Annotated in this window: 24 protein-coding genes and 2 tRNA genes; 13 read left to right on the top strand and 13 right to left on the bottom strand. The window is 70.7% G+C overall.

All coding sequences use genetic code 11. The features are described from left to right. Positions 1 to 25: 25 nt before the first annotated feature. Positions 26 to 895, bottom strand: a complete 870-nt coding sequence (rsmI, locus tag NI17_RS22755; RefSeq protein WP_068687419.1) for a 16S rRNA (cytidine(1402)-2'-O)-methyltransferase — start codon at positions 893 to 895, stop codon at positions 26 to 28. A 366-nt stretch (positions 896 to 1261) separates the two neighbouring features. On the opposite strand from rsmI, the gene NI17_RS22750 reads away from it, so the two are divergent. Continuing rightward, positions 1262 to 3094 (top strand): dolichyl-phosphate-mannose--protein mannosyltransferase, encoded by a 1833-nt coding sequence (locus tag NI17_RS22750; RefSeq protein ID WP_068687418.1) that lies wholly within the window; start codon positions 1262 to 1264, stop codon positions 3092 to 3094. Between the two features lie 372 nt (positions 3095 to 3466). Beyond that, positions 3467 to 3670: a cold-shock protein gene (locus NI17_RS22745; RefSeq protein WP_068687417.1), complete on the top strand. Its 204-nt coding sequence runs from the start codon at positions 3467 to 3469 to the stop codon at positions 3668 to 3670. 4 nt (positions 3671 to 3674) lie between these two features. On the opposite strand, the gene NI17_RS22740 is transcribed toward NI17_RS22745, so the two are convergent. Then, the gene (locus NI17_RS22740; protein WP_369975118.1) at positions 3675 to 4523 is read right to left on the bottom strand and encodes an ion transporter; all 849 of its coding nucleotides are present in this window, start codon (positions 4521 to 4523) and stop codon (positions 3675 to 3677) included. A 281-nt stretch (positions 4524 to 4804) separates the two neighbouring features. Between NI17_RS22740 and NI17_RS22735 the strand changes: the two genes are divergently transcribed. Together NI17_RS22735 and NI17_RS22730 are read left to right on the top strand one after the other, a co-directional pair. Then, on the top strand, positions 4805 to 5605 hold the full coding sequence (locus NI17_RS22735; RefSeq protein WP_068687415.1) for a phosphatase PAP2 family protein: 801 nt from the start codon (positions 4805 to 4807) through the stop codon (positions 5603 to 5605). A gap of 44 nt (positions 5606 to 5649) precedes the next feature. Further along, positions 5650 to 5970: a sec-independent translocase gene (locus tag NI17_RS22730; protein WP_068687414.1), complete on the top strand. Its 321-nt coding sequence runs from the start codon at positions 5650 to 5652 to the stop codon at positions 5968 to 5970. A 52-nt stretch (positions 5971 to 6022) separates the two neighbouring features. Here the strand turns inward: NI17_RS22730 and NI17_RS22725 are convergent, their stop codons facing one another. From NI17_RS22725 to galU, 9 genes are all read right to left on the bottom strand, one after another. Beyond that, positions 6023 to 6529: a transcriptional regulator gene (locus NI17_RS22725; RefSeq protein ID WP_068687902.1), complete on the bottom strand. Its 507-nt coding sequence runs from the start codon at positions 6527 to 6529 to the stop codon at positions 6023 to 6025. A 359-nt stretch (positions 6530 to 6888) separates the two neighbouring features. After that, on the bottom strand, positions 6889 to 7107 hold the full coding sequence (locus NI17_RS22720) for a hypothetical protein (RefSeq protein ID WP_068687413.1): 219 nt from the start codon (positions 7105 to 7107) through the stop codon (positions 6889 to 6891). A gap of 660 nt (positions 7108 to 7767) precedes the next feature. After that, positions 7768 to 7841: transfer RNA gene (locus NI17_RS22715), tRNA-Ala, on the bottom strand. Positions 7842 to 7964: 123 nt separating this feature from the next. After that, the gene (gene sepX, locus NI17_RS22710; RefSeq protein ID WP_119267959.1) at positions 7965 to 8603 is read right to left on the bottom strand and encodes a divisome protein SepX/GlpR; all 639 of its coding nucleotides are present in this window, start codon (positions 8601 to 8603) and stop codon (positions 7965 to 7967) included. A 452-nt stretch (positions 8604 to 9055) separates the two neighbouring features. Beyond that, entirely contained in the window at positions 9056 to 9721 is a 666-nt protein-coding gene (locus NI17_RS22705) for a GNAT family N-acetyltransferase (RefSeq protein WP_199859907.1), read from the bottom strand. Between the two features lie 86 nt (positions 9722 to 9807). Continuing rightward, positions 9808 to 10317: a MogA/MoaB family molybdenum cofactor biosynthesis protein gene (locus tag NI17_RS22700; protein WP_068687412.1), complete on the bottom strand. Its 510-nt coding sequence runs from the start codon at positions 10315 to 10317 to the stop codon at positions 9808 to 9810. Continuing rightward, on the bottom strand, positions 10314 to 10802 hold the full coding sequence (gene moaC, locus NI17_RS22695; protein ID WP_068687411.1) for a cyclic pyranopterin monophosphate synthase MoaC: 489 nt from the start codon (positions 10800 to 10802) through the stop codon (positions 10314 to 10316). Before moaC ends, NI17_RS22700 begins: the two co-directional genes overlap by 4 nt. Positions 10803 to 10844: 42 nt before the next feature. Beyond that, on the bottom strand, positions 10845 to 12080 hold the full coding sequence (glp, locus tag NI17_RS22690; protein ID WP_068687410.1) for a molybdotransferase-like divisome protein Glp: 1236 nt from the start codon (positions 12078 to 12080) through the stop codon (positions 10845 to 10847). 31 nt (positions 12081 to 12111) lie between these two features. Continuing rightward, positions 12112 to 13041, bottom strand: a complete 930-nt coding sequence (gene galU, locus NI17_RS22685; RefSeq protein WP_068687900.1) for a UTP--glucose-1-phosphate uridylyltransferase GalU — start codon at positions 13039 to 13041, stop codon at positions 12112 to 12114. Between the two features lie 131 nt (positions 13042 to 13172). Here galU and NI17_RS22680 point away from each other — a divergent pair, with 131 nt between their 5' ends. After that, on the top strand, positions 13173 to 13760 hold the full coding sequence (locus NI17_RS22680; protein WP_068687409.1) for a 5-formyltetrahydrofolate cyclo-ligase: 588 nt from the start codon (positions 13173 to 13175) through the stop codon (positions 13758 to 13760). A gap of 192 nt (positions 13761 to 13952) precedes the next feature. Next, a complete protein-coding gene (locus NI17_RS22675; protein WP_068687408.1) occupies positions 13953 to 14255 on the top strand; it encodes an FmdB family zinc ribbon protein in 303 nt (100 codons plus the stop codon). A gap of 271 nt (positions 14256 to 14526) precedes the next feature. On the opposite strand, the gene NI17_RS22670 is transcribed toward NI17_RS22675, so the two are convergent. Beyond that, on the bottom strand, positions 14527 to 14811 hold the full coding sequence (locus NI17_RS22670) for a DUF1540 domain-containing protein (protein WP_068687407.1): 285 nt from the start codon (positions 14809 to 14811) through the stop codon (positions 14527 to 14529). 563 nt (positions 14812 to 15374) lie between these two features. Between NI17_RS22670 and NI17_RS22665 the strand changes: the two genes are divergently transcribed. Both NI17_RS22665 and NI17_RS22660 read left to right on the top strand, forming a co-directional pair. Then, a complete protein-coding gene (locus tag NI17_RS22665; protein WP_068687406.1) occupies positions 15375 to 16028 on the top strand; it encodes an RcpC/CpaB family pilus assembly protein in 654 nt (217 codons plus the stop codon). 82 nt (positions 16029 to 16110) lie between these two features. Then, the gene (locus NI17_RS22660) at positions 16111 to 16521 is read left to right on the top strand and encodes an MscL family protein (RefSeq protein ID WP_068687405.1); all 411 of its coding nucleotides are present in this window, start codon (positions 16111 to 16113) and stop codon (positions 16519 to 16521) included. Positions 16522 to 16581: 60 nt separating this feature from the next. Here NI17_RS22660 and NI17_RS22655 read toward each other — a convergent pair whose 3' ends face one another. After that, the gene (locus NI17_RS22655) at positions 16582 to 17691 is read right to left on the bottom strand and encodes a D-alanyl-D-alanine carboxypeptidase family protein (protein ID WP_084012305.1); all 1110 of its coding nucleotides are present in this window, start codon (positions 17689 to 17691) and stop codon (positions 16582 to 16584) included. A 361-nt stretch (positions 17692 to 18052) separates the two neighbouring features. Here NI17_RS22655 and NI17_RS22650 point away from each other — a divergent pair. The 5 genes from NI17_RS22650 to NI17_RS22630 all read left to right on the top strand — a co-directional run bounded on the left by NI17_RS22650 (position 18053) and on the right by NI17_RS22630 (position 23377). Then, positions 18053 to 18125: transfer RNA gene (locus NI17_RS22650), tRNA-Arg, on the top strand. A 642-nt stretch (positions 18126 to 18767) separates the two neighbouring features. Further along, a complete protein-coding gene (locus tag NI17_RS22645; protein ID WP_119268186.1) occupies positions 18768 to 20147 on the top strand; it encodes an MFS transporter in 1380 nt (459 codons plus the stop codon). Positions 20148 to 20310: 163 nt separating this feature from the next. Further along, a complete protein-coding gene (locus NI17_RS22640) occupies positions 20311 to 20847 on the top strand; it encodes a methylated-DNA--[protein]-cysteine S-methyltransferase (protein ID WP_068687404.1) in 537 nt (178 codons plus the stop codon). A gap of 107 nt (positions 20848 to 20954) precedes the next feature. Next, the gene (locus tag NI17_RS22635; RefSeq protein WP_068687403.1) at positions 20955 to 21407 is read left to right on the top strand and encodes a type II toxin-antitoxin system PemK/MazF family toxin; all 453 of its coding nucleotides are present in this window, start codon (positions 20955 to 20957) and stop codon (positions 21405 to 21407) included. 269 nt (positions 21408 to 21676) lie between these two features. Further along, the gene (locus NI17_RS22630) at positions 21677 to 23377 is read left to right on the top strand and encodes an alkyl sulfatase dimerization domain-containing protein (protein ID WP_084012304.1); all 1701 of its coding nucleotides are present in this window, start codon (positions 21677 to 21679) and stop codon (positions 23375 to 23377) included. Positions 23378 to 23404 lie beyond the last annotated feature (27 nt).

The raw sequence follows: 23404 nt of genomic DNA, 5'->3' as shown, positions 1-23404 counted from the left end.
CGTCGCCGTTCCGGGACGGCGCGGGTCAGTCGCCGGGGGTGCGGTGCACCGCGTCGTAGACCTCGCGTTTGGGGAGGCCGCGTTCCCTGGCCACCTGTTGGATGGCCTGCTTGCGGGGACTCCCCTCCTCCTCGTAGGCGGCCACCGCCGCGGCGAGGTCCTCCGGTGCGCGCGCGCCGGCCGTTCTCTGCGCGCCCCGCACGACCAGGGTGATCTCGCCGCGGGCGTGTTCCGCCGCCCATTCGGCGAGTTCGGCGAGTCCGCCGCGGCGGACCTCCTCGTAGGTCTTGGTGAGTTCGCGGCAGAGCGCGGCGGGCCGGTCGGGGCCGAACGCGCGGGCCATGGCGGCGAGGGTGGCGGCCACCCGGTGCGGGGACTCGAAGAAGACCATGGTGCGGCGTTCGTCGGCGAGGTCGGCGAGGTAGGTGGCCAGCCCTTTGCGGGGCGGGAAGCCCTCGAAGCAGAAGCGGTCGGTGGGCAGGCCCGACAGCACCAGGGCGGTGGTGACCGCCGAGGGGCCGGGGATGACGGTGATCGGCACGTCGGCCGCCACGCACGCGGTGACCAGGCGGTATCCGGGGTCGGAGACGCCGGGCATGCCCGCGTCGGTGACGACGAGCACGTCGCGGCCGCCCCTGAGGTCGGTGAGCAGCTCCTCGGCCCGGTCGCGTTCGTTGGCGTCGTAGTAGGAGACGATCCTGGCTCCGGTCTCACCGCCGGGCCGTACGCCCAGCCTGGCGGCGAACTGGCGCAGCCGCCGGGTGTCCTCGGCCGCGATGATCTCGGCGTTCTCCAGGGCCGCGCGCAGCCGTGGTGTGGTGTCGTCGCGGTGTCCGATCGGCAGCCCGGCCAGGGTCAGCGTTCCCGGCCGCACGTCGTTGGGTTGGTCGGCCACTGGCTCTCCGTCCCCGCCGTTCCGTTGGGTGATGGGTAAGAGGATGGTTCGAGGGGTTCCCCGCCCCTGCTGTCCGCCCCTCTTTTCGCTCTAGTATGGCCGGGACCGCGCTGTCGCTTCGACCGGTGACGGGACGCCCGGCCCTCCCACCGTGACGTTCCGGCACTCCGTCGAGACACTGCGCGATCCGACGTGACCGAATGATGTGCGGCTACGTCCACCAGGCGTTGTCCCGGTCGCGTCCGGTCGAACGGGCACGATCCGGTGGACCGGCGGGGACCGTCCCGTCAGCGGGTCAACGGAAAGGAGTCGGCGTCTTTCCCGGACGCGTCGCGCGTCCCGGGGACGTACTCGCCAACCAAGCGCATGAGCACCACAGCCCTACTGGACGAGGTTCCGCCCCCTCCCTCGAAGCGGCCGTCGCTGCGCGAGCGACTGGTACCGGAGATGCCCGCCCCCGCGTGGGCGGGATGGGTCGCCGCGCTGCTGGTCGCCGCGTTCGCCGGAGCGCTGCGGTTCATCCGGCTCGGGGAGCCGGACCAGATCTACTTCGACGAGACGTACTACGCCAAGGACGCCTTCGCGCTGCGCGAGTACGGCTACGAGCACGAGACCGTGGACAACGCCGACGAGTTGCTGAACCACGGCGCGTCCGAGATCTTCAGCGGCGGCGGCGACTTCGTGGTGCACCCGCCGTTCGGCAAGTGGCTGATCGCCCTGGGCGACACCCTGTGGGGTCTGCTGTCGTTCGGGGAGAGCATGACCCCGACGGGGTGGCGGATCGCGGCGGCGCTGTTCGGCGCGCTGTCGGTGCTGCTGCTGGTGCGCATCGCGCTGCGGATGACCCGTTCGGTGCTGCTGGGGGCGTCCGCCGGGGTCATCATGGCGGTGGACGGGCTGCATTTCACCCTGAGCCGGATCGCCATGGTGGACATCTTCCTGACCTTCTGGATCCTGGCGGGGTTCGGCTGCCTGGTCATCGACCGGGACCGCGCCCGGGCCCGGCTGGCCTCGGCCACCGAGGCGGGGCGCGGCACCGTCAGCGCGTTCGCGGTGTTCTGGTGGACGCTGGTCTCCGACGCGGCGCGGGCGCTGGCGCCCGCACCCGTGCCCGCCGCGGCGGTGGAGACGGCGGAGCAGGCGGGACCGCAGCCCCGGCCGGGGCTGCGGCAGCGGTGGGCCGCTGCCGCGGCGGCGCGTCTGGAACGGGCGCGTTCCCCGGAGGGGGTCGCGGTCCGCTGGCTGGGGGTGCGCTGGTGGCGGATCGCCGCGGGAGTGTGCCTGGGACTGGCGTGCGGCACGAAGTGGACGGCGCTGTTCTATCTCGCGGCGTTCGGTCTGCTCACGGTGGCGTGGGACTACGGGGCCCGGCGCAGTGTGGGGCAGCGGCGGGTGTGGGGGCGCTGGCTGTCCTTCGACGCGATCCCCGCGTTCTTCCAGACCGTGGGGGTGGCCGTGGTCGTCTACCTGACGACGTGGACCGGCTGGCTGCTCACCGACGGCGGCTGGGGTCGGCAGTGGGCGAACCAGACCCCCCAGGTCGGCTCCTACACCGGTTTCCTGCCGGACCCGCTGCGTGAGGCGGCGAACGCGCTGATCAGTCTGGGGTACTACCACTGGCGGATCTGGAGCTTCCACAGTGACCTGAACGCCGGTCACGACTACGCCTCCCAGCCGTGGGAGTGGCTGATCATGCGCACTCCGGTGGCGTTCTACTACGACGGCGACGTGACCGGGTGCGGGGCGGCGTCGTGCTCCAGTGCGATTCTGAGCATCGGCACCCCGGCCGTGTGGTGGCTGTCCATCGTGGCCTGTGTGGTGATGCTGGGATGGTGGGTGACGTACCGGGACTGGCGGGCCGGTGCGGCGCTGCTGGGCGTGGCCGCGGGCTGGCTTCCGTGGTTCGCCTTCCCGGAGCGCACGATGTTCCTGTTCTACGCGCTGCCGATGCTGCCCTTCCTGGTGCTGGCCATCGTGCTGATGATGGGGCTGCTGCTGGGGCCGGCCGGGGACCGTCCCGGGTTCTCGCCGTGGTCCCGGGTGGTCGGCGGGGTGGTCTACGGGGTTCTCATGCTGCTGGCCATCGCGAACTTCACCTACCTGTACCCGGTGTTGAGCGCCGAGGTGATCCCGCACCAGGAGTGGGCGGACCGGATGTGGTTCTCCACCTGGATCTACGGCAGCGGCGGGGGCGACTGACCGCTTCGGGGCCTGTCCGGCGGGTCGTTCCGGGTCCTCGGCCGTCGGGGGGCGCCGCGGACGGCCGCTCGCTGGTCCGGACGGCTCCGCCGAACAGGCCCTAGCACAGAATTCGGTGGCGGCAAATGTTAGGAACGCCACTCGGACAAATGCGGACTTTTCTCCGGAAATCACGGCGTTGGAGTCTCTGCATTTCCGGTTTGCTGCTGGTAGGGTCGAACCCGGTTGCGGTTGTAGTTTCCATGGATGCCCCAGGCGCCTCGCGGAACTCACGTGGGCGCTGGTCGGTTGGGTGGTGACTCCCGGGGACGGGCGCTCAGCAACCCGGGACCAGCAGAGTGCGGTCCCGCTGTAGTCCCCAAGGGAGAGCAGATGGCTCAGGGCACCGTGAAGTGGTTCAACTCTGAGAAGGGTTTCGGGTTCATCGCCGTTGACGGCGGCGGCCCGGACGTGTTCGTGCACTACTCGGCGATCGCGGGTACTGGCTTCCGGAACCTGGAAGAGAACCAGGCTGTCGAGTTCGAGATCACCCAGGGCCCCAAGGGCCCCCAGGCGTCTGACGTTCGGGCGCTCTAAGCGTTCAGCGTCGCCTGTTTCTTCTTCTGGCCCTCCGCCTCCTTCCGGCGGGGGGCCGCTTCGTGTTCTGCACGCGTTCGTGTCCGTCCTGCTGGACGCTCGCCTCCTCGACGGCCACGCCGAGCGTTCTCAACTGCGCGGAGAGGATGGCGACCTGTTCGCTCAACTGGTCCAGGCGCAGCATGACCGTTCGGTGCTGCGCCAGTTCCAACTCCTGGTCCTCCTCCCAGCGGTGGGCGTTGACCTCCTCCTCCATCGTGGTCACGATCACACCGATGATCAGGTTGAGCACGATGAAGGCGCTGATCACGATGTAGCTGACGAAGAAGATCCAGGCGTAGGGGGCCTGGTCGATCACCGAGTCGGAGATGTCCGGCCAGTTCTCCGTGGTCAGCAGCATGAACAGGGTGTAGAGGCTGACTCCCAGGTTGCCGAAGTAGCCGGGGGAGATCTCCCCGAACAGCTGCTCGCCCATGACCGCCGCGGTGTACATGACGGCGAACAGCAGCGCGATGACGGTGCCCAGGCCGGGAACGGAGCGGAACAGCGCGTTGACGATGTGCCGCAGGCTGGGGATGACGCTGACCAGGCGGAGCAGGCGCAGCACCCGCACCAGCCGCAGGACCGCGAAGCTTCCCGTCAGGGGGACCAGGGCGATTCCCACCACGACCAGGTCGAACCAGTTCCAGGCGTCCCTGAAGAACGCGGCTCCGCGCGCGAGGATCTTGAGTGCCAGTTCGGTGGCGAAGAAGGCGAGGAAGCAGCCCTCCACCAGCATCCAGTTGTGGTCCAGCAACTCGAAGCGGGCCTCGTAGGTCTCCAGTCCCAGGATGATCCCGTTGACCACGATCATCGCGATGACGGTGTTCTGGAACCACCGGGAGTCGACGAGCCCGGCCACCTGTTCCCGCAGCCCCCAGCCCGCCACCTGTTCCCCCGTTCGTCCCGTGTGTTTTCCGGGTCACCCTAACGTGTCGGTGCGGGGGCAGCGTGAAGCGCCCGAGGCCTCCGGTACGTCCCGTTCCGTCCGCCGGGAGGGCGGCGGTGCCCGGACGGGGAGTCCGGTTGCCCCCTGTCCGGGGGTACGGGATCTAGGCTGAACTCCGCCGAGTCGATCCGTGGAAAGGACGGGCAGTGACGTCGCACCGGACCGCTTCCCCGGACGGGTCCCCTGCCCGGCCGCTGTCCCTGGTGGGCTGGCTGGCCGCGGCGGTGGCGGCGCTGGCGGTGGTGACCTGGCAGGTGCTGGTGCAGGGGCCGCTGACCGCGCTGGACTGGCCGGTCCACGCGTTGGTCGACCCGCGCCAGCCGGAGGGGCCGCTACTGGCGCTGGCGGTGGCCGTGGCGCGGTTGGGGCAGCGCCTGGTGACGGTTCCGCTGCTGGTCGGCCTGGGCCTGTGGGCGGTGCTGCGCGGGAACGGTCCTCGGCCGATCCTGGCGGTGCTGACCGGCCTGGGATCGCTGGCGGTCATGGGCACCCTGCTGAAGGTGGCGGTCGGCCGCACTCCCCCGGTGCTCGGGGTGGACGTCGTCGCACCGGGGTGGGGCAACGTGGTGGACTGGGCGGGCGCCGCGCTCCTCTCCGGTGCGGGGTCGTACGAGGGATACGTCTCCTTTCCCTCGGGGCACTCGGCGAACGCCGCGCTCACCTATCCGCTGGCGGCGTGGCTGCTCTTCGGCGGCAGCGGGCTGTTTCCCCACCCCCGACGGCTGCGGTTCGCCCTGGGTTTCTCGCTTGTTCCCGTGGCCGCGGTAGGCACGATGATGACCGTCCTGGACTACCACTGGCTCAGCGAGTCGCTGGGCGGCTGGCTGCTGGGCGCGGTGGTGCTGCTGACGGCCAGGCTGGTGCTGGGACCGGGGAGCCGAGCGGGGTCACCGGGACGTGGCGGGAACGGTCGGGTGCTGGCGGGTGGGCCCTCCGGGAAGGGTTAATCTGCTAGGAGGCCGGATCGTGTGGGCTCTGTGGAGGAAGGCGCATGTTCAATATCGGGGCGGGCGAGTTCCTCGTCCTGGGGATTCTCGCGCTCCTGGTCCTGGGGCCCGACCAGCTTCCCAAGTTCGCGGCGCAGGCCGGTCGGGCGCTGCGGCAACTGCGCCGTCTGGCCGACAACGCCAAGAAGGACATCCGCGAGGGACTGGGGCCCGAGTACAGGGACTTCGACGTCGAGGACCTCAACCCCAAACGGTTCGTGCAGAAGCACTTCTGGGAGGCCTCGGACGAGGAGGACGCGGCTCCGCTGAGCGTGTCGGCGCGGTTGAACGGCCGGCGTCCGCCCTTCGACGACGAGGCCACCTGACGGCCGGGGCGGTCGCGGCCCGTGCGGGGCGGGTCTCCCGTCCGCCGCGCTGTCATCCCAGCATCAGCAGGATCAGCACGACCACGGACAGCACCACCGCCGAACCGATGATGATCCACAGCGGGCTCACCGCCGCGACGAGCACCTCGACGGCGAGGGTGCCGCAGACGAGCGCGGCGGCCCACGGCCACCGGGGCCCGGGCTCCCATCCGTGTGTCCGTTCCCGGTGGACGGTCGCCAGCAGCGCGGCCCCGAGGGCCAGCCAGAACACGGCGTGCCCGGTGAGACGCACGCCGACCGGGAGGTAGGCGGCGCTTCCCGCCGAGGCCACCACGTACAGCCCGGTTCCGGAGACCAGCCCCCAGTACCCCTTGGGCCGTTCCGGGCGGATGCTCTTGAGCTGTGCCGGAGTCGTGCGTCGGAAGCTGCGTTCCGGTTCCGCGGCGGGCGGCTCCGGTTCCGCGGAGGCCGCCTCGGTCGACGGGTCGGCGACGTTCTCCGACGTGTCGTCGACGAAGTAGTATCCGCCCTCGTCGTGCTGCTCCGACCGGTCTGTCACGTCGCTCCCTCCCGTTCGTGGCCGCGCCGGGCGGGACAGCAACCGGCCGGGGGCCGAGCCCGGCTGTGTGGTGTCCTCGCGCGCCGCGAGGTCGTCCAGAAGCATGACCGGCGGCCGTGTCCGTCAATCCCCCACGGCGGGCGGAGGCGTGGCTGCCGTCGGTTCGGGCAGGCTGTGGCCGTGTGGTGGCCGCGGCCACGGAACCATCCGAAGCACCGGCGGCGGTTACGGTCCTCCGTTTCGGTGGTTCGGTCATCGCCGTTGGAGTGGACACACCCGGGCTGCGGGACGGACGGACGCCCGGCCCGCGGAGCGCGGAACCGGGCGCCGGAGTCACGAGTGCGTCGGGGTCGTGGTCTTTACCACCAGGTCCAGCCGAGGATGGTGAACCCGCCGTCGTCGTCGCTCTCCGCCACGACGGCGTCGGCGATTTCGTCGGCGATTTCGGTGGTCCCGGTCCCCAACCACCAGGTCCAGCCTCTGAACTCGGTACCCGGTGCGTCAGCCGACGCCGCACCGGCCGAGCCGAATATGGCCGCGGTGGTCAAGGCGGCCACTACGCAGATCTTCTTGATCACAATGCACCCTTCGGTTGTCACTCATGTCCATCCCCGTGTCACAAGATGGCCTATAGGGCGGGAAGTGCACAATACCCAGAAGAGCCCAATTTTCACGGTTCAGCCGCAATGAGATTCTTCGCGCTGATAGTCACTATTCGGGAGCTGGGCTTCTGCTCCCGAAGCACGGTGAAAGCCGGAGTTCTCCCGCCCGCCGGAACCCGCGGGACTCCGGCGGGGCGCCTTTCGGTGGTGGTGGGAGCGCCGCGGTCCTCCTGGCGTCCGGGGCATGTGCGTTGCCGGACGGCGCCTGCGGGACCGAAGTGGTGCGGGACGCTCCGGCCACCGGTACGGCTCTCGCCCATTGGGCCCAATGAGTTGCGCGGTCCCCGGTACAAGCCGGGAAAAGCGGAGTTCCGGTGGGCTCGACCGGCGCGGGCCGCTCCGGTCGGCGGGCGGCTATTCACCTCGGGCGGCGCTGTCGGGGATCACCGATTTGCCGTCGGCCCGCGGTCGGAATTCGGTTCTGTTTCCCGTCCTCGGCCGCGGTGCGATAAACCGGTGATGATCTTTGTGGACGCGGTTGGACCGGCCTCGGCGCCCCGAAGTCCCACCGGAAAGAGAATCGGCGCGCGTGTACGGCGAAGGCCCGCCCCAGCGGATGGGACGGGCCTTCTGATGTGGAGCTAAGGGGATTTGAACCCCTGACCCCCTCGATGCGAACGAGGTGCGCTACCGGACTGCGCTATAGCCCCTTGCCTGTCGCCGCGAGACGACGTCTAAGAGGTTACCAGCTTCGCAGCGCTGTTTCGAACGGATCGGGGTCCACCGGGACACGAGGCTCCGCCGGACCCCGGGGGCGCCGGAGCGGCGTCCCCTCAGTCGCCCGCGGCACGGCGCTGGGCGTCGGTGTACTGGTCGTAGACCTGGTTGCGCCGGTCGGTGATCTCGACGATCTCGGCCTGGCGTGCGGCGTCCGCGGCGCGGCGGGCGCGCGTCCTCTCGCGGCGGCGCCGCCTGGCCAGTTCGGCGGCGCGCCGCTCCGCGTCGGCCCTGGCCGCCTCGCGCAGCAGCGCCAGATGCCCCGCCATCAGCACAGCGGGCGGAACGAGCACCCACCACGGCCCCAGGTCCACGGCCACGGCCACCCCGGTGGCGAGCAGCAGCAGCACCAGCCCGCTGGTGCGGCGACGGCGACGCGCGATGATCCTGGCCCGGCTGGCGCGGACCGGCCGGGTGACCACGGGGGGCGGCTCGGACCGTGTGGTGTGCGTGACCGACCGGTGCGAGGAGTGCTCCACGTCCGTCTCCGCCACCGCGTCGTCCTCGGGCACCTCCCCGGTCGCCTCGGCGGCCTCGGATTCTCCGTCGGGCCCGTCCCCGGCCTCGCCGTCCTCGACCGGGTCGCGGCGGAGTCCGTCAGCGGCGGGGTCGGCGGCGTCGCGGCGCAGCAGCATCGGCACGAGGACAAGAATCCACACGGCCACGATCGCCAGATACAGAGGAGAGCTGCTCAACGCCCCTCCTCGCATCGCCGGTCCATGAACGTCGTCCGGCGTCCCTCTCGCGTGTGCTCCGGTGCCGACCTCACGGGCGCGCTCATTCCGCGGAGGGGAGACCCGCAGGCCAGGGCACGGTGAGCCCTGGAGTCACCCTGCCACTCGTCATCCTGCCGTCCCCACGCACCATATGTACACACTGTCCGCATCACTGATGCGCCCATTCGCACCGTACGACCCGGTGTCCAGGAATGCGCGGTATTGGAACCGGAGTGTCGTGAGATCTATTCTTGTCCTTTATCTCCGGCCCCCGTTTTCCCGGAGAAGGCACTGGTCAAGACGGACCGGACAGAAAGCCGCCCAACAGATACGGAGAGTAGCAAACTGGCGCTCCCCATGCCCGGAACTCGACCGAAGCCGTGGCGCGCGTTCCGGATCCGGATCGTCCCGGAAGAGGTCCCCGCGCCGTTTCAGGGGTGCTCGAACCGGCTCCGCACCGCTCCCCGCGCCTTCCCCGCCTCACTCTGGCGCATCCGGGTCCGCCGCCACCGCGCGAGCAGCCCCTCGGGGACGTCCTCGACGGTGAGGGCGTAGCAGAGGTGGTCCCGCCACGCGCCGTCGATGTGCAACTGCCGTTCGCGCAGCCCCTCCTCACGGAACCCGAGCTTCTCGACCACGCGGCGGCTCTTGTGGTTCTCCGGGCGGATACTGGCCTCGATCCGGTGCAGGCCCACGGTGAAGAAGGAGTGGTCGACCGCCAACGCGACGGCCGTGGGCATGATCCCGTGTCCGGCGTAGGCGCTGTCGATCCAGTAGCCGACCTGCGCCGAACGCGCCGCCCCCCAGGTGATCGCGCCGACCGTGAGCTGACCGACGAACCGGTCCGCCCAGGTGATCGCCCACGGCATCGCGACGCCGTGGCGGGCCTCCCTGCGGATCGACTGCACCATGACCAGGTAGGGCAGCAGTCCGTCCTGCTGCAGCGGCGTCTCGGGGTGGGTGGGCTCCCAGGGACGCAGCCACTCGGCGTTGCGGGCACGGGTCTCGCGCAGTGCGGCGGCGTCACGCAGCCTGAGCGGACGCAGCCCGACATCCCCCTCGGCCAGGGACACCGGCCAACCACGCATCCGTCTCACCGTCCTCGTGTCGCCCTCCACGACCCATCATTCTCCTTCACCCGCCGATCGGGAAGACGATCCCGGAAAAGTTCCCGTTCCGGTGGTCACGGGCGGGGGTGGTCGCCGCCCCGGATCTGGTCGACGGCGTGGACCAGGACGGGAGCGAGCACCGCCATGCCGTCGCGTACCCCGCCGGAGGATCCGGGCAGGTTGACCACGAGCATGCGGTGGTCCCCGGCACGGGCCACCCCGGCCAGTCCCCGGGAGAGCACCGCGGCGGGCACTCCCCTGTCGCGGCCCGCCGCGCGCAGCGCCTCGGCGAGTCCGGGAATCTCGTACTCCAGCAGCGGCCGGGTGGCCTCGGGGGTGGCGTCGTGCGGTCCCAGCCCGGTGCCACCGGTGGTCAGCGCCGCGTCGTAGCCCTCGGACAGCGCGCGGCGCAGCGCCTCGGCGACGGGCTCGCCGTCGGGCACCACCCACGGCCCGTCGACCGTGCAGCCCGTCTCGGCGACCAGGTCGGCGAGCAGCCGCCCCGACCGGTCCTCGTACACCCCGGCCGCAGCCCGGTCCGACGCGGTGACGACCACCACCCGGGGGACGGTCGCGCCGCTCATGCGGAGCGCCGCCAGTGGCCGGTCTTGCCTCCGGTCTTCTCCTCCACCCGGACGTCGGTGACGACCGCCTCCGGGTCGAGGGCCTTGACCATGTCGATGAGCCCCAGTGCGGCCGTCATCACGCAGGTCAGCGCCTCCATCTCGACGCCGGTGCGGTCCGCGGTGCGCACGGCGGCCCTGATGTCGACCCCGCTGTCGGTCACCGTCAGGTCGACGTCGACACCGTGCACCGCGATGGGGTGGCACAGCGGGACGAGGTCGGGGGTCCGCTTGGCGCCCTGGATCCCGGCGATACGGGCCACGGCGAGCGCGTCGCCCTTGGGCACCCCGCCTCCGCGCAGGGCCGCGACCGTCTCGGCCGACAGCAGGACCCGGCCGGTCGCGACGGCGGAGCGGGCGGTGGCCTCCTTGGCGGACACGTCGACCATGCGGGCCGCGCCGGAGGGGTCGAGATGCGGAAAACCGGAAGGGTGCGCGTTGGACATGAGTGGTTGTGGGCTCTCCTGGTTCGGGATACGAGCGGGAGCTTACCGGTAGGGGAGCCGGACCGCCTCGACAACACTGCCCGCGGGCAGTTCGGTGACCTGTTCGGGGACCACCACGAGCGCGTTCGTCGCCGCGAGCGCGGACAACTGGTGCGAGCCCTGCCGGGTGGCGGGCAGCGCCGTGTAGGCGATCTCCCCCTCGGAGGCGTCGTAGTCCAGTACCGCGCGCAGGTAGGAGCGCCTGCCCCTGGGGGAGGAGGGCACCGGGGCCAGCAGCCGGGCCCGCACCGACGGTAGCTGCTCCTGGGGCAGACCGCTCATCTTGCGCAGGGCGGGCAGCACGAACAGGTGGAAGGAGACGTAGGCGCTGACCGGGTTGCCGGGGAGCGTGATGATGGGCACGCCGCGGTCCCTGCCCACGGTGCCGTAGCCCTGCGGCATGCCCGGTTGCACGGCCACCTTCTCGAAGCGGACCGTCCCCATGCGCAGGAGCACGTCCTTGACCACGTCGTAGGCGCCCATGCTGACGCCTCCGCTGGTGATGACGATGTCGGCCTGCACCAGCGCGTCCTGGAGGGTGGCGGCCACGGTGGCCGGGTCGTCGCCGACGAAGCCGTACCGGTAGGCCTCACAGCCCGCCTCGATCGCGGCGGCGGTGAGCATGAAGCTGTTGGAGTCCCAGATCTGGCCGGGCCCGAGGGGGCGCCCCGGCTCCACCAGCTCCTCACCGGTGGCGAGGACGACAACCCGGGGACGCGGGTAGACCCGCGCCGAGCGGCGGCCGGCCGAGGCGAGCGCCGCGAGTTCCGCGGGTCCGATCCGGACTCCGGGCGGCAGCAGTTCGGCGCCCTTCTCCACGTCTCCGCCCGCCAGGCGGACCGCGTTGCCCGCCTCGGCCGCGCGGTGGATCGCCACGGTGGCCACGCCGCCGTCGGTCCACTCCACGGGAACCACCGCGTCCGCGCCCACCGGCATCGGCGCACCGGTCATGATGCGCACGCAGCAGCCCTCGGGGATGGCCGAGGTGAAGGAGTCCCCCGCGGGGATGTCCGCCACGACCGGCAACGACACCGGAGCCTCCGCGGTGGCCGCGGCCACGTCGGCGGCGCGGACCGCGTAGCCGTCCATGGCGGAGTTGTCGAACGGGGGAAGCGCGACCTGTGCCGTGACCGGCTCGGCGAGGACCGCTCCGTGCGCCCGGAGCAGGTCCAGTTCGATCGGCTCGGGTGGGGTGACCACCGCCAGGATGTCGTTGACGTGCTGTTCGACGCTCTTCATCGGCTTCCCCCGCCGTGTTCGTTCGTTCGGCCTACTCGGTGGAGTCGGTCCCGTGCTCCGCGAGGAAGTCACGCAGCCATGGAAGGAACTCCTCGGCCAGGTCCGGGCGGTCGCAAGCGAATTCCACCACGGTGCGAAGGTAGTCGATCTTGTTGCCGGTGTCGTAGCGCTGGCCGCGGAACAGCACGCCGTGGACGGGGCCGCCCTGCTCTGGGCCGCTCCGGGCGAGTTCGCGCAGCGCGTCGGTCAACTGGATCTCTCCGCCGCGGCCCGGAGGCGTCTTGCGCAGTACGTCGAAGACCGCCGGGTCGCAGATGTAGCGGCCGATGATCGCCCAGCGGCTCGGCGCCTGGCCGACCGGGGGCTTCTCCACGAGGTCGGTGACGGTCACCACGTCGGACTCGTCGGTGGGCCGGATCGCGGCGCACCCGTACAGCGAGGCCTGTTCGGGGGCGACCTCCATGAGCGCGATGACGCTGCCCCCGTAGGTCTGGCGGACCTCGATCATCCGCTTGAGGAGGGTCTCGCGGGCGCCGATGAGGTCGTCGCCGAGCAGCACCGCGAACGGTTCGTCGCCCACGTGCGCGGCGCCGCACAGCACCGCGTGGCCCAGTCCGCGCGGCTCGCCCTGGCGCACGTAGTGCACCTGGGCGAGTTCGCTGGACTCGCGGACCGCGTTGAGCCGGTCGATGTCGTCCTTGACGCGCAGCGCCTCCTCCAGTTCGTAGGCCCGGTCGAAGTGGTCCTCGATGGAGCGCTTGTTGCGTCCGGTGATCATCAGGACGTCGCCGAGTCCCGCGGAGACGGCCTCCTCGACGACGTACTGGATCGCCGGTTTGTCGACGATCGGCAGCATCTCCTTGGGTGTGGACTTGGTGGCGGGCAGGAATCGGGTGCCCAGTCCGGCGACGGGGATCACCGCTTTGGTGACCTGGGTTACGGTGTGCTGTTCATCTGCCATGATCCGCACCATAAGACACCGTCATGTCAGACACGTATCACGGATGGGCACCGGCGTTTTCCCCGCTGTGATTTCGTGGCCGCGTCACCTCGCGTTCATTCCCTCCGGCGCCGCTGGCAGACTTGCCGACCATGGACGGCGTGTTGAGCAAGCGTGAGCTGCGGCGGCGGGTGCTCGCGGCGCGACGTGAACTGTCCGGACGGGCGCGCGCGGCGGCCGGGGCGGCGATCCGGGACGCCGTGCTGGCGCTGCCGGAGGTGTCCTCGGGCCGCACTGTGGCGGTCTACTACGCGGTGGGCTCGGAGCCGGACACCCGCCCGCTGGTGGCGGCCCTGTCCGAGCGCGGCGGCACCGTGCTGCTGCCGGTGTTCCTGGACGGCGGGGAGTTGGACTGGGCGCCCTACACCGGTCCCGACTCGCTGGCTCCCGCCGGGCACGGCCTGGTGGAGCCGACCGGTCCGCGTCTCGGGGTGGACGCGGTGCGCGGGGTCTCGGCGCTGGTCTGCCCGGCCCTGGCGGTGGACGCCGCGGGGTACCGGCTCGGTCGGGGGGCGGGCTGCTACGACCGGGCGCTGGCCCGGGCGGGCGAGGGGGCGGTGTCGCTGGCCGTGGTCTACGACACCGAACTGGTGGAGTCGGTGCCCACCGAGGAGCACGACCGCCCGGTCCGGGGGGCGGTGACTCCCGGGCGCGGGGTGGTGTGGTTGGGGAACCGCTAGGAGCGCCGGAAGCCGAACTCCAGCGTGTCGGATCTCACCTCCGACACGGGGCACGAACGGTGGACACCGCCGCGTTGCTCCCGGCGAGTAGTTCCCGGTCGAGACGGCGTCACCACCCCGTTGTCGCGATCATGTGGCCCGACGGCGTACTATTTAGCAGTCGTCGGGTGAGAGTGCCAGCTAGGAGGACCCGTGCCTACGTACCAGTACGCTTGCACCGAGTGCGGCGCCGATCTCGAGGTCGTGCAGAGCTTCAGCGACGACCCGCTGACCACCTGCCCCGAGTGCCAGGGCAAGCTGCGCAAGGTGTACTCCGCTGTCGGCATCGTCTTCAAGGGGTCGGGCTTCTACCGCACCGACAGCACGTCCAGCTCCAACAGCTCCGCGCTGACGGGCTCCTCCAAGAGCGACAAGCCCGCCAAGGCCGAGTCCTCGTCCTCCGAGTCCTCCTCGTCCGGCGACTCCGGCGGCACGAAGGCCCCCTCCGCCGCCTGAGATCCGCGCCCTGGCGCACCCCGAACCTGCCCGTGAGGGTCGTTCCCCGTCCGCGGGGGACGGCCCTCACGGTGTGCGCGGCGGGGTCCGCGCCGCCTCCACCGCACCGGGCCTGCGACGAGCACCCGCGGACTGTCCGTCGACGGGGATGACCACCGGTTCGGACGTGCGGACCCGTGGCGCTGCTCGCGGCCTTCGCCGGTACGCCGCCCCGGCGCGCCCGGCAGCGCGGCCGCCGCCCGGAAGTACGGGGCCGGCATGGAACCGCCGTTCAGGCGGGCGAGTAGGTGAGGCAGTCCGCCTGCTCCTGCCGGTAGCCGACGGCGATGCCCGAAGCCTGGCATTCGAACTGGACGTTGTGCTGGCAGTCGGACATCTTGCAGGCGCCGACGTGGCCCGTGGTGGCGGGATCGCCGCCCTTGGCCGGGGCGTCGAAGAAGGTGTCGCAGTAGGCATGGCGGACGTCGCCCACGGTGATGGCCAGCGCGCGGCAGGCGCGGTCGGTGTTGTACACGCAGGCTTCCGCCTCGCACGAGTTCACCACTGGCATGTCCATCGCAATCCCCCAAACATCGACGACATACCCGAGCCTCCCAGGCGGGGCACTCCCCTTCCAGGGGGTGCTCCGTGTCACCGAGAACCCGGTGAAGTCTTGGCACCGGCCTGGTCGAGGCGATACCACCGGGGCGGGTCGGGTGTGCGAGGGCTGCGTCTCTTCCGACGGTGGTCGGTGTCCTTTCTCCCTGTGGTGTGGGATCGCCTTCGCAGTGCGGAGGGCGGGGGCGTGGACGGCTCAGGCGCTTCGCGCGCCGGCCACTCCACCGCCAGCCCTCAGGGGTGCGGGGGCTTTCGCGTGCCGTGTTCCTTTCCCGGTCCTGGTGGTGCGGGATGTCCTCGGACCTTTCCGTCGGTGGGGGCGCGGGCGTCGGGATCGACACCAGGGGTCGGGAAGCGCGGAAAGCAGTCCCCTGGTGCCGGGATCATCGGTCCGCGCACCCCGCGAGACGCCGCGCGGGTCCGTCCTCCGCGGGCCGACCGATCCGGGTCCCGGGCGAGCGGCGGGATTCCCTGTGGACAGCCTTGATCCACGCTGCCTCGGCCCGTCTACCTTCGGTGTCCATGAACGCCACATCCGACTCCTCCCGGCGTCCGCTCCGGTTCCGCTGGCATCGCTGGCGGCGGCTTCTGGGCGCCCTGTCCGCGGCCACGGCCGCGGCCGGGGCGCTGCTGGTGCTGCGCCCTCCCCCGCCGCCCGCGGCCGAGGTCCTGGTGGCCGCCCGCGACCTGTCCGGCCTCGCCCCGTTGACCGGGGCGGACACGGTCGTGCGCGAGGTCCCCGAGGCCCTGCTGCCCGAGGGGGCGCTGCCCGCCGGGCACCGGGTCGAGGGGGTGTCGCTGCGGTCCCCGGTGCGCGCGGGCGAGATCCTCACCGAGGTCCGGTTGGCCGACCCTCCGGCGGCGGGCTACGGCGCCGACCTGGTGGCGGCTCCGGTGCGTCTCGCCGACGCCGACGCGGTCGCGTTGCTTCGGCCGGGCAGCCGGATCGACGTGCTCGCCGCCGTCGGCGACCCGCTGGCCGCCGGATTCGCCGGGGACGGCGCGGTCGCCGCCCGCACGATCGTGGCGGACCGCCCGGTGGTCGCCGTTCCCTCCGCGGACCCGGCGGCGGGGGAGGCGGGGGCGCTGGTCGTGCTCGCGGTCACCGAGGAGGAGGCGCGTTCCCTGGCGGGTCACGCCGGAGCCGGTCGACTGTCGATCGCCATCCGCGGTTGACGGATACGCTGAGCGCCGTGCGCGCCGCCGCACGGCGCGCACCCGTCCCCCCGTATCCCCCTACAGAAAGCGAGCCGTTCGGATGAACGGGTTCAAGAAGTTCCTCTTCCAGGGCAACCTGGTCCAGCTCGCCGTGGCGGTTGTCATCGGAGCGGTCTTCTCCGAGCTGGTCACCGCGTTCACCACCGCCTTCGTCACCCCGCTGCTGGGGATCTTCGGCAGAGTGCCGAAGTTCGCCGACCTGACCTTCACGGTCAACAACAGCGAGTTCCAGTACGGCGCGTTCATCGACGCCCTGATCTCCTTCGTGCTGACCGCCACCATCCTCTACTTCCTCATCGTGCTGCCCATGACCAAGGTGATGGAGCGCTTCGCCAGGGACGAGGAGGCCACCCACCGCGAGTGCCCGTCCTGCTTCAGCCAGATCAGCAGGAAGGCCATCCGGTGCGCGTACTGCACCAGCGAGATCGTGCCCGAGAAGATGGGAGTGTGACGTCGGCGGCGGCCCACCCCGTGCGGGTGGGCCGCCTCGGGCGGCAACGGCCCGGACCGGTCAGGAGGGGTCGTACTCCCAGTGCCAGGGCTCGAAGGGGCTGGAGTAGGCCCACTGCGGGTGGAACCAGCCGTATTCGCGGGAGTGCGCCTCCAGCCAGTTGAACTGCGCTGACCCCTGGTTCTGCACCCCGCCGCACAGGTCGACCGCCATGCCGAGGCCGTGGTTGCTGGTACCGGGCACGGCAGCGTACCCCGGCGGCTGCTGGGCGTAGACGCGGTGCTGGTTCTGCAGGTCCCGGTAGGAGCTGGTCACACACATGTCGGTGCCGAACTCCTGGATGTAGGCCTGGTTCATTCTCAGGAAGTCCGTCGCCGCGTCGGCGCGCAGGTAGTGGCCGTCGACGTGCAGTTCGCACAGGGACTCGGTGGGCAGCAGCCCGTTGGGGTAGCCTGCCGCCTTCGCGCTCGCGCTGGGATCGCACTCCACCCCGGCCATGTAGGCGTCCACGGACAGCCCCCGGTCCTCCAGTTCCTGGGTGAGCGCCTCGGTGCTCTCCTCGGACTGCCTGCGCAGCTCCTCCAGGTCGTCCTCGAGTTCGACCCGCTCCAACTGGGTCTGCGACTGCAACTCCTGGGCCTGCTCGGTCAGCTCGATCTGCTCGTCGCGCAGTGCGTCGGCCTCCTCCAGCAGCTCCTCCTGGTCGTAGGAGAGCTTCAGGACGTGCGCCTCGGCCCGGAGGTCGCCCTCGATCGTGTCGGAGGTCAAGAACCCCAGGATGCCCACGTCGGGCTGCTTGTAGAGGGTGATGGCGAGCTCGACGAGGGGGACGCGCATGTCGGCGATCTTGCCCTCGGTCTGCTGCAGCTCGTGCAGCGTCTTGACCAGCTCGTCCTGGGCCTCCTCCAGCGCCTCCTGACGCTCGGTGTACTCCTCGGTGGCCTGTTCCAGTTCCTCCCTGGCCTGCTCGGCCTGCTGCCTGAGGGACTCCAGTTCGTCGTCCGCCCGGACGGGCAGCGGCGACACTCCGGTGTTCACCAGCACGGTCAGAACGAGGGTGAGCAGCACCGTCACCACGGCTCGCGACCGGGACCGACTGTTCGAGACGGACGGTGTCCCGTTCCTCGCCGCGCGGCAACGACTCCGCCCGACATCGAGAACGAACGGCACGTGGCTCCTCCGCTGCCTTGGCTCTGATGGTTCACGTGGCCGGACCGCAACATACTCCATGACCGCATGCGGACATGGCGACGAAGCGAAAGCCCGTACGACCGGGGCGGCACCTGTTTGCGGGCAGGCCGCCACTCCTGTCGTTTCTGCTGATCATGGGTGGTTCCGGGGATAAGCCTCGACTCTGTGTCCCCGAGTCTGCCGCTTGGGGGGCGCCGCCCACAGCGACGTGTGGCGGACATCACCTGACAGCCGTGACAACCCGATCGCTACGAAGATTACTCAACGATTCGCCCTGCTTGTCCCGTCTTCACGGCTCTGCCACATCCACTCGTCGATTCCGTTACCCTAGAGAGGGTCCGGCCTCATAGCTCAGGGGACAGAGCACCGCTCTCCTAAAGCGGGTGTCGCAGGTTCGAATCCTGCTGGGGCCACCGTTGGCGCCACACTCGGAAGCTTCTCCGGTGTGGCGCATCGCATGTTGTGACCTGATGACGGGACGGTCCAGACCGTCCCGTCCGGCGTTTCCGCCTCCCGGCCCGTTCCGGGCCGACCTGTCGCGTGTCGCACACCGCCTCCGCTCCGGCCGGGCCTCCGGCGCACCCGGACGGGAATTTCGGACTCTTGCCCCGAGGTGTTCGGTCCCTCGCATTCTCGGCACAGCGGCCACAAATACCGAATCCAACAAATGGGTGAATTGCTCGCCGATGCCGCTCAACCTCTTGTTGAGCAGAGGGAAGTTCAGACTTCAACCAGAAATAATCCGTCTCTCCGAACCCGTTTGCTGGCACGGATTCTCGGGCATCTTCCCTGCTCCGGAGGGGTCTGGGAGCGCAGGTTTTCCTTCGTTCCGGCTTCTTCGAAGCTACTTTCTGGGTAGCCTCCAATTACCGGGTTCTTTACAGAACACATGTGAATCCACCTCGGATCCCGGCCGTTTCCCCGGAGGCGGCGTCCGGCTCGGGTGAGCCGCGTTCATCGCCGTCACGGCCCCTTCCCGTGCGCAGGCCCCCACTGTCGAACCCACAACAGTGCGCCATGTCCAGAATCTGCAATTTCGAGAAGGTGATGAGCGCATGTCTGAGAGCCAGCCCGTCGGCCCCTCCCGCCCACGCGGCGGACGCCCCGTTCCACGTCGGCTACGACGAGCCAGAATCGCGCTGTACGCGTACTTCTTCGTCACCGGATCGGTCATCGCGATTTGGGCCTCGCGCATCCCCGCGGTGAAGCGCCAGACAGGGGTCGACGAGGGGGAACTGGGCATCGCCCTGCTCGCCCTGGCACTGGGCGGGGTGCTGACCATCCGCCTGATGGGCGGCCTGCTGGACCGCTTCGACGGCCGGACGGTGGTACCGGCCACCGCCCTGGCCACCAGCGCCGCACTCGTCGCCCCCGGCTACGCCACCAACCTGGAGCAGTTGGTGCTGTCCCTGCTCCTGCTCGGATCGAGCCACGCCCTGCTCAACGTGTCCGCCAACCTGCAGGCGGCACGGCTGCAGCGCGAATGGGGACGTCCGATCATGGTCTCTTTTCACGCCGTCTGTTCGATCGGTGGCGGTCTGGGCGCCATCGCGGGCACGCTCTGCGTGAAGGCGGGCCTGGAGGTCACGACGACCTTCATCGGGGCGGCGTCCCTGCTGGCCTTCCTCTCGCTGGCGGTGCGCAAGTGGCTGACCGACCACCCGCTTCCCCCCGTCCGGAGCGCACGCACCGCGCCGCGGCTCCGCCGCCTCTCCCTTCCCCGGGGCAGAATCATGCTGCTGGGCCTGCTCGCCCTGTGCTGCATGCTCGCCGAGGGCGCCGCCACGGACTGGAGCGCCCTGTACACCCGCGAGGCGGTGGGCGGCTCCGAGACGGCGGCGTCGGCGACCTACGCCGCCTACGCCACCATGATGGCGGCGGGCCGCCTCGTCGGAGACCGCCTCGTCGCCCTGGTCGGTCCGGTCATCGTCGTACGGAGCGGGGCCCTGCTCGCCTCGACCGGACTGTTCCTCGCCCTGGTCCTGCCCCTCCAGATCCCCGTGGTCATCGGCTTCGCACTGGTGGGCGTGGGCCTGTCCGGCATCGTGCCGCAACTGTTCAACGCGGCGGCCAACGACAACCCCGCCCGGTCGGGCCGCGACCTCTCCACGGTCGCGGCGATCGGCTACTTCGGCCCGCTCCTCGGACCGCCCATGATCGGCTTCGCCGCCGACCGTGTCGGACTGGCCTCCGCGCTGGTGATCCCGGCCCTGCTGATCCTGTTCATCTCCCTGGGCGCGGGAACGCTGCGCTCCCCCTCCGCGGGCCGGTCCGACTCCGAGCAGCGCCCCGAGGCCTCCCGGAAGCTGCGCCGCGGCGCCATGCGCCTGTGGATCCCGACGTCGCGGAACCTGCCCGAGGACCTGAACGGCCATCGCGACGGGCGCTCCGAGGAGCCCCTGCCCAACCACAACTCCGACAACGAGAACCGCTGACCGCTCCGGCGACCGTCCGGACGGCCCCGGCGTGGACGCGTCGTACACGGCGCGGTCCCGCGCACGGAGCCGTCCGGACGGAGAACGCACGACCGGACCGCTTCCCGCGTCGATACTGGAGAGGAGCGCCACCCCACGAGCAGGCCGACGCCGAGGAGTGATCTTGACCGCCGTGATTCCGACGCGGGAGCGCGTCCACACCGTCACCGACAGCCCGATCGGTCCGCTGACCCTGGTGGCCGCCGACCGCGCGCTGGTCGGCCTGTACCTGGCCGAACAGCGTCACCGACCGGCCGAGGAGTTCTTCGGCCGTCCCGATCCGACGCCGTTCACCGAGGTCGAGACCCAGCTGGCGGAGTACTTCGCGGGGCGGCGGACCGCGTTCGACGTGCCGTTGGCGCCCGAGGGCACCCCGTTCCAGCGCACGGTGTGGGACGCCCTCCTGGAGATCCCCTACGGCGAGACGCTCTCCTACGGCCAGCTCGCCGAGCGGATCGGCAACCCCTCCGCCTCCCGCGCCGTGGGACTGGCCAACGGACGCAATCCGATCGGCATCATCGTGCCCTGCCACCGGGTGGTGGGCGCCTCGGGCGACCTCACCGGATACGGCGGCGGCCTGGAACGCAAGAAGTGGCTGCTGGCCCTGGAACGCCGCGGGACGGGGCAACTGTCCCTGCTGGACTTCTCGACGGCGCCCTGAACCGGTCCGCGGACGCGGTCGTCGACCGGCCGGTGCGGCGGTCCCGCCCGGAACCCGGGCAGCGCAGTCCCGGAGCACTCCGGCGGAACGTCCCTAAGATCGTCTCCGTGGACAATCTTTCCGCCGACTCCGGGGCACGGCCGCCCCACCCCCACGAGGGAGCCATCCGCGAGGTCCCGACCCTGCGCAACGCCACGGTCCTGGCCTATGCGCCCGAACGCGACGGCCTCGCTGACGCGGGCGAGGTCGTGTGGACCTGGGTTCCCTTCGAGGAGGACCCCGCCCTGGGCAAGGACCGCCCCCTGCTGGTGGTGGGCCGCAGGGGCAGCGCTCTGCACGCGCTGATGCTCTCCAGCCGGGAGCCCGACCACTGGGAGGAGCAGGACTGGCTGCTGCTCGGCTCGGGCGCCTGGGACCGCGCTGGGCGGGTCTCCTACGTGAGACTGGACCGCCTGTTCGAGTTGGAGGAGCACGAGATCCGCCGCGAGGGCGCGATCGTCGACTCCGACACGTTCTGGCGCGTGGCGGCGGTGCTACGGGAACGCTACGGCTGGCGGTGAACGCGCGGAGCGGCGTCCGCGCTTCCTCCTCTCCCCTCCCGGCGCTCCCGCGCCTGACGGGCGCCGCCGCACCCTCCGGAATCCCCTCTTTTGAGCATTTGTGAATTCGTGAGACGGGATTGGAGCGGCTCTGACCCTCTTGGGAGCAGCATGGATGTTCTGTGGGTAGCCGTGCCGACCACGAGTACGGCGTCGGCTTCCGACCGGACCGACCAGTGCCTACCGGAGCCGCCGCGTGATGCCGGACAACGGACAACGCCAGGGGAGGAATGTTGTCCCACCCGTCGTCTTACTCGAAACCGGTACAGCAGACATTCTCCCGCCGAGCCCCGCGGGGGGACAGCGCACAGCCGCCGGAACCCGTTCCGGTCGAGGGCACGTCCGTCTGGAACCTGCGGGCCGCGAACGGCTCGCTCGTCAACTGCGTGGTCATCGAAGGCCCTGACGGCCTCGTCCTCCTGGGCAGCGGGCGGAGTCCCGAACAGGGGCGAGCCATCGCCCGGACCCTCGCCGCCCGTTTCGACAAACCGGTCGAGGCCGTGATCCTGGGAGAACCGGTCAGCTCCCACTGCACGGGCGTCGAAGCGCTCCTCAAGGAACAGCGGAACGAGCACATCCCCGTCATCGCCCACGAGTCCTGGGGCAGGCATCCCGAGGCACCGCTCCGGGAGATCATCTACCTCAAGGTGACCATGGCCACGCTCCAGTACGGCTCCGAACTGTGGGAGACGGACGACCTCCCCCAGATGCTGCGCCGCGCCCTCACCGACAGCCTGCCCCCGGCCCCCCACATCGCGCCCACGGTCACCGTGCGGCACGGCGAGGAGGTCAGCCTGGCCGGGCTGCGCATCCGCTGTTTCAGCACGGGCCTCTTCTTCGACGCCTCGCTCGGGCTCCACCTGCCCCAGTACCGGACGGCGGTCATCGCGAACGACTTCCACGCCACACCGGGCAACTTCATGGCCATCGAGGGGGCGCGGGCGGAGGTCTCCGCAAGCTGGCACGCCCTGCTCACCCACCTGTCCACGATGGACCTGCAACGCCTCGCCAGCACCCGGATGGAGCCCCTGCTGGGCACGCGGCGGATCCGCGACATGCTCTCCACCTACCTGGACGCCATCGACTACCTCCACGACCAGACCGTCCGGCACATCCTGAGCGGGGCACCCGCGGACGAGATCGCCCATCAGATCACCCTCCCCGAGGAGGTGCTGAAAGGGCCGTTCTCCCGACCGCTCCACGGGAACTTCACGGGAAGCGCGCTGCAGCACCACTCCAGGTACGTGGGCTGGTTCTCCGGCAACGCCGTGGACCTGGCGCCCACCCCGCGCGCGGAGCACGCCCGGCGCAGCATCGCGCTGATGGGCGGACAGGAACGCGTACTGGCCGCCTCGGCCGAGGCGTTGGACGGCGGCGACCCGCAGTGGGCGGCGGAACTGGCGCGCCTGGTGGTGGCCGCCGGTCCGGAGGACGAGGCCGGACGCGCGGCGCTGTCCCGCGCACTGCACGCCCTGGGCGACCAGGAGTCCAATCCCCTGCGGCGCAACTGGTACCACTGCGCGGCGATGGACGCATCGGGGGATCTGCGACTCTCCGACGTCCGGGACGCCGTCAAGCGGCTGTTTCCCCTCCCCGCGCACGTGCTCCTCGAGAACCTGCGGTTCCGGGTGATACCGGAACAGGCCGGGGACCGGACGGTGAGCATCGGCGTGGAGATGAGCGACACCGGTGAGCAGTTCGGCCTGCTGCTGCGCAACAGCGTGCTCCGGGTCCACGAGGGGGTGCCACCCGAGTGGCTCGCCGGGATGCGGCTGTCCACCGAGGCTCTGACGAGGCTGGTGCTCGGCGAGGTCTCCCTGACGGAGCTGGTCTCCCAGCACGAGGTCGAGATCCAGGGCGTCCCCGACGCGGTCGAGGAACTGTGGGAGGCCATCGGGCCCCGCCCGGAGCTGTCGTTCCACCGGAGGTGATACGCCGCCCGGATCCACCTCCCCGGA

It is taken from the genome of Thermobifida halotolerans, from assembly GCF_003574835.2.
Taxonomy (GTDB): Bacteria; Actinomycetota; Actinomycetes; order Streptosporangiales; family Streptosporangiaceae; genus Thermobifida; species Thermobifida halotolerans.
Note: the sequence above shows the minus strand (reverse complement) of the source record. Positions and strands in the feature narration are given on the sequence as shown.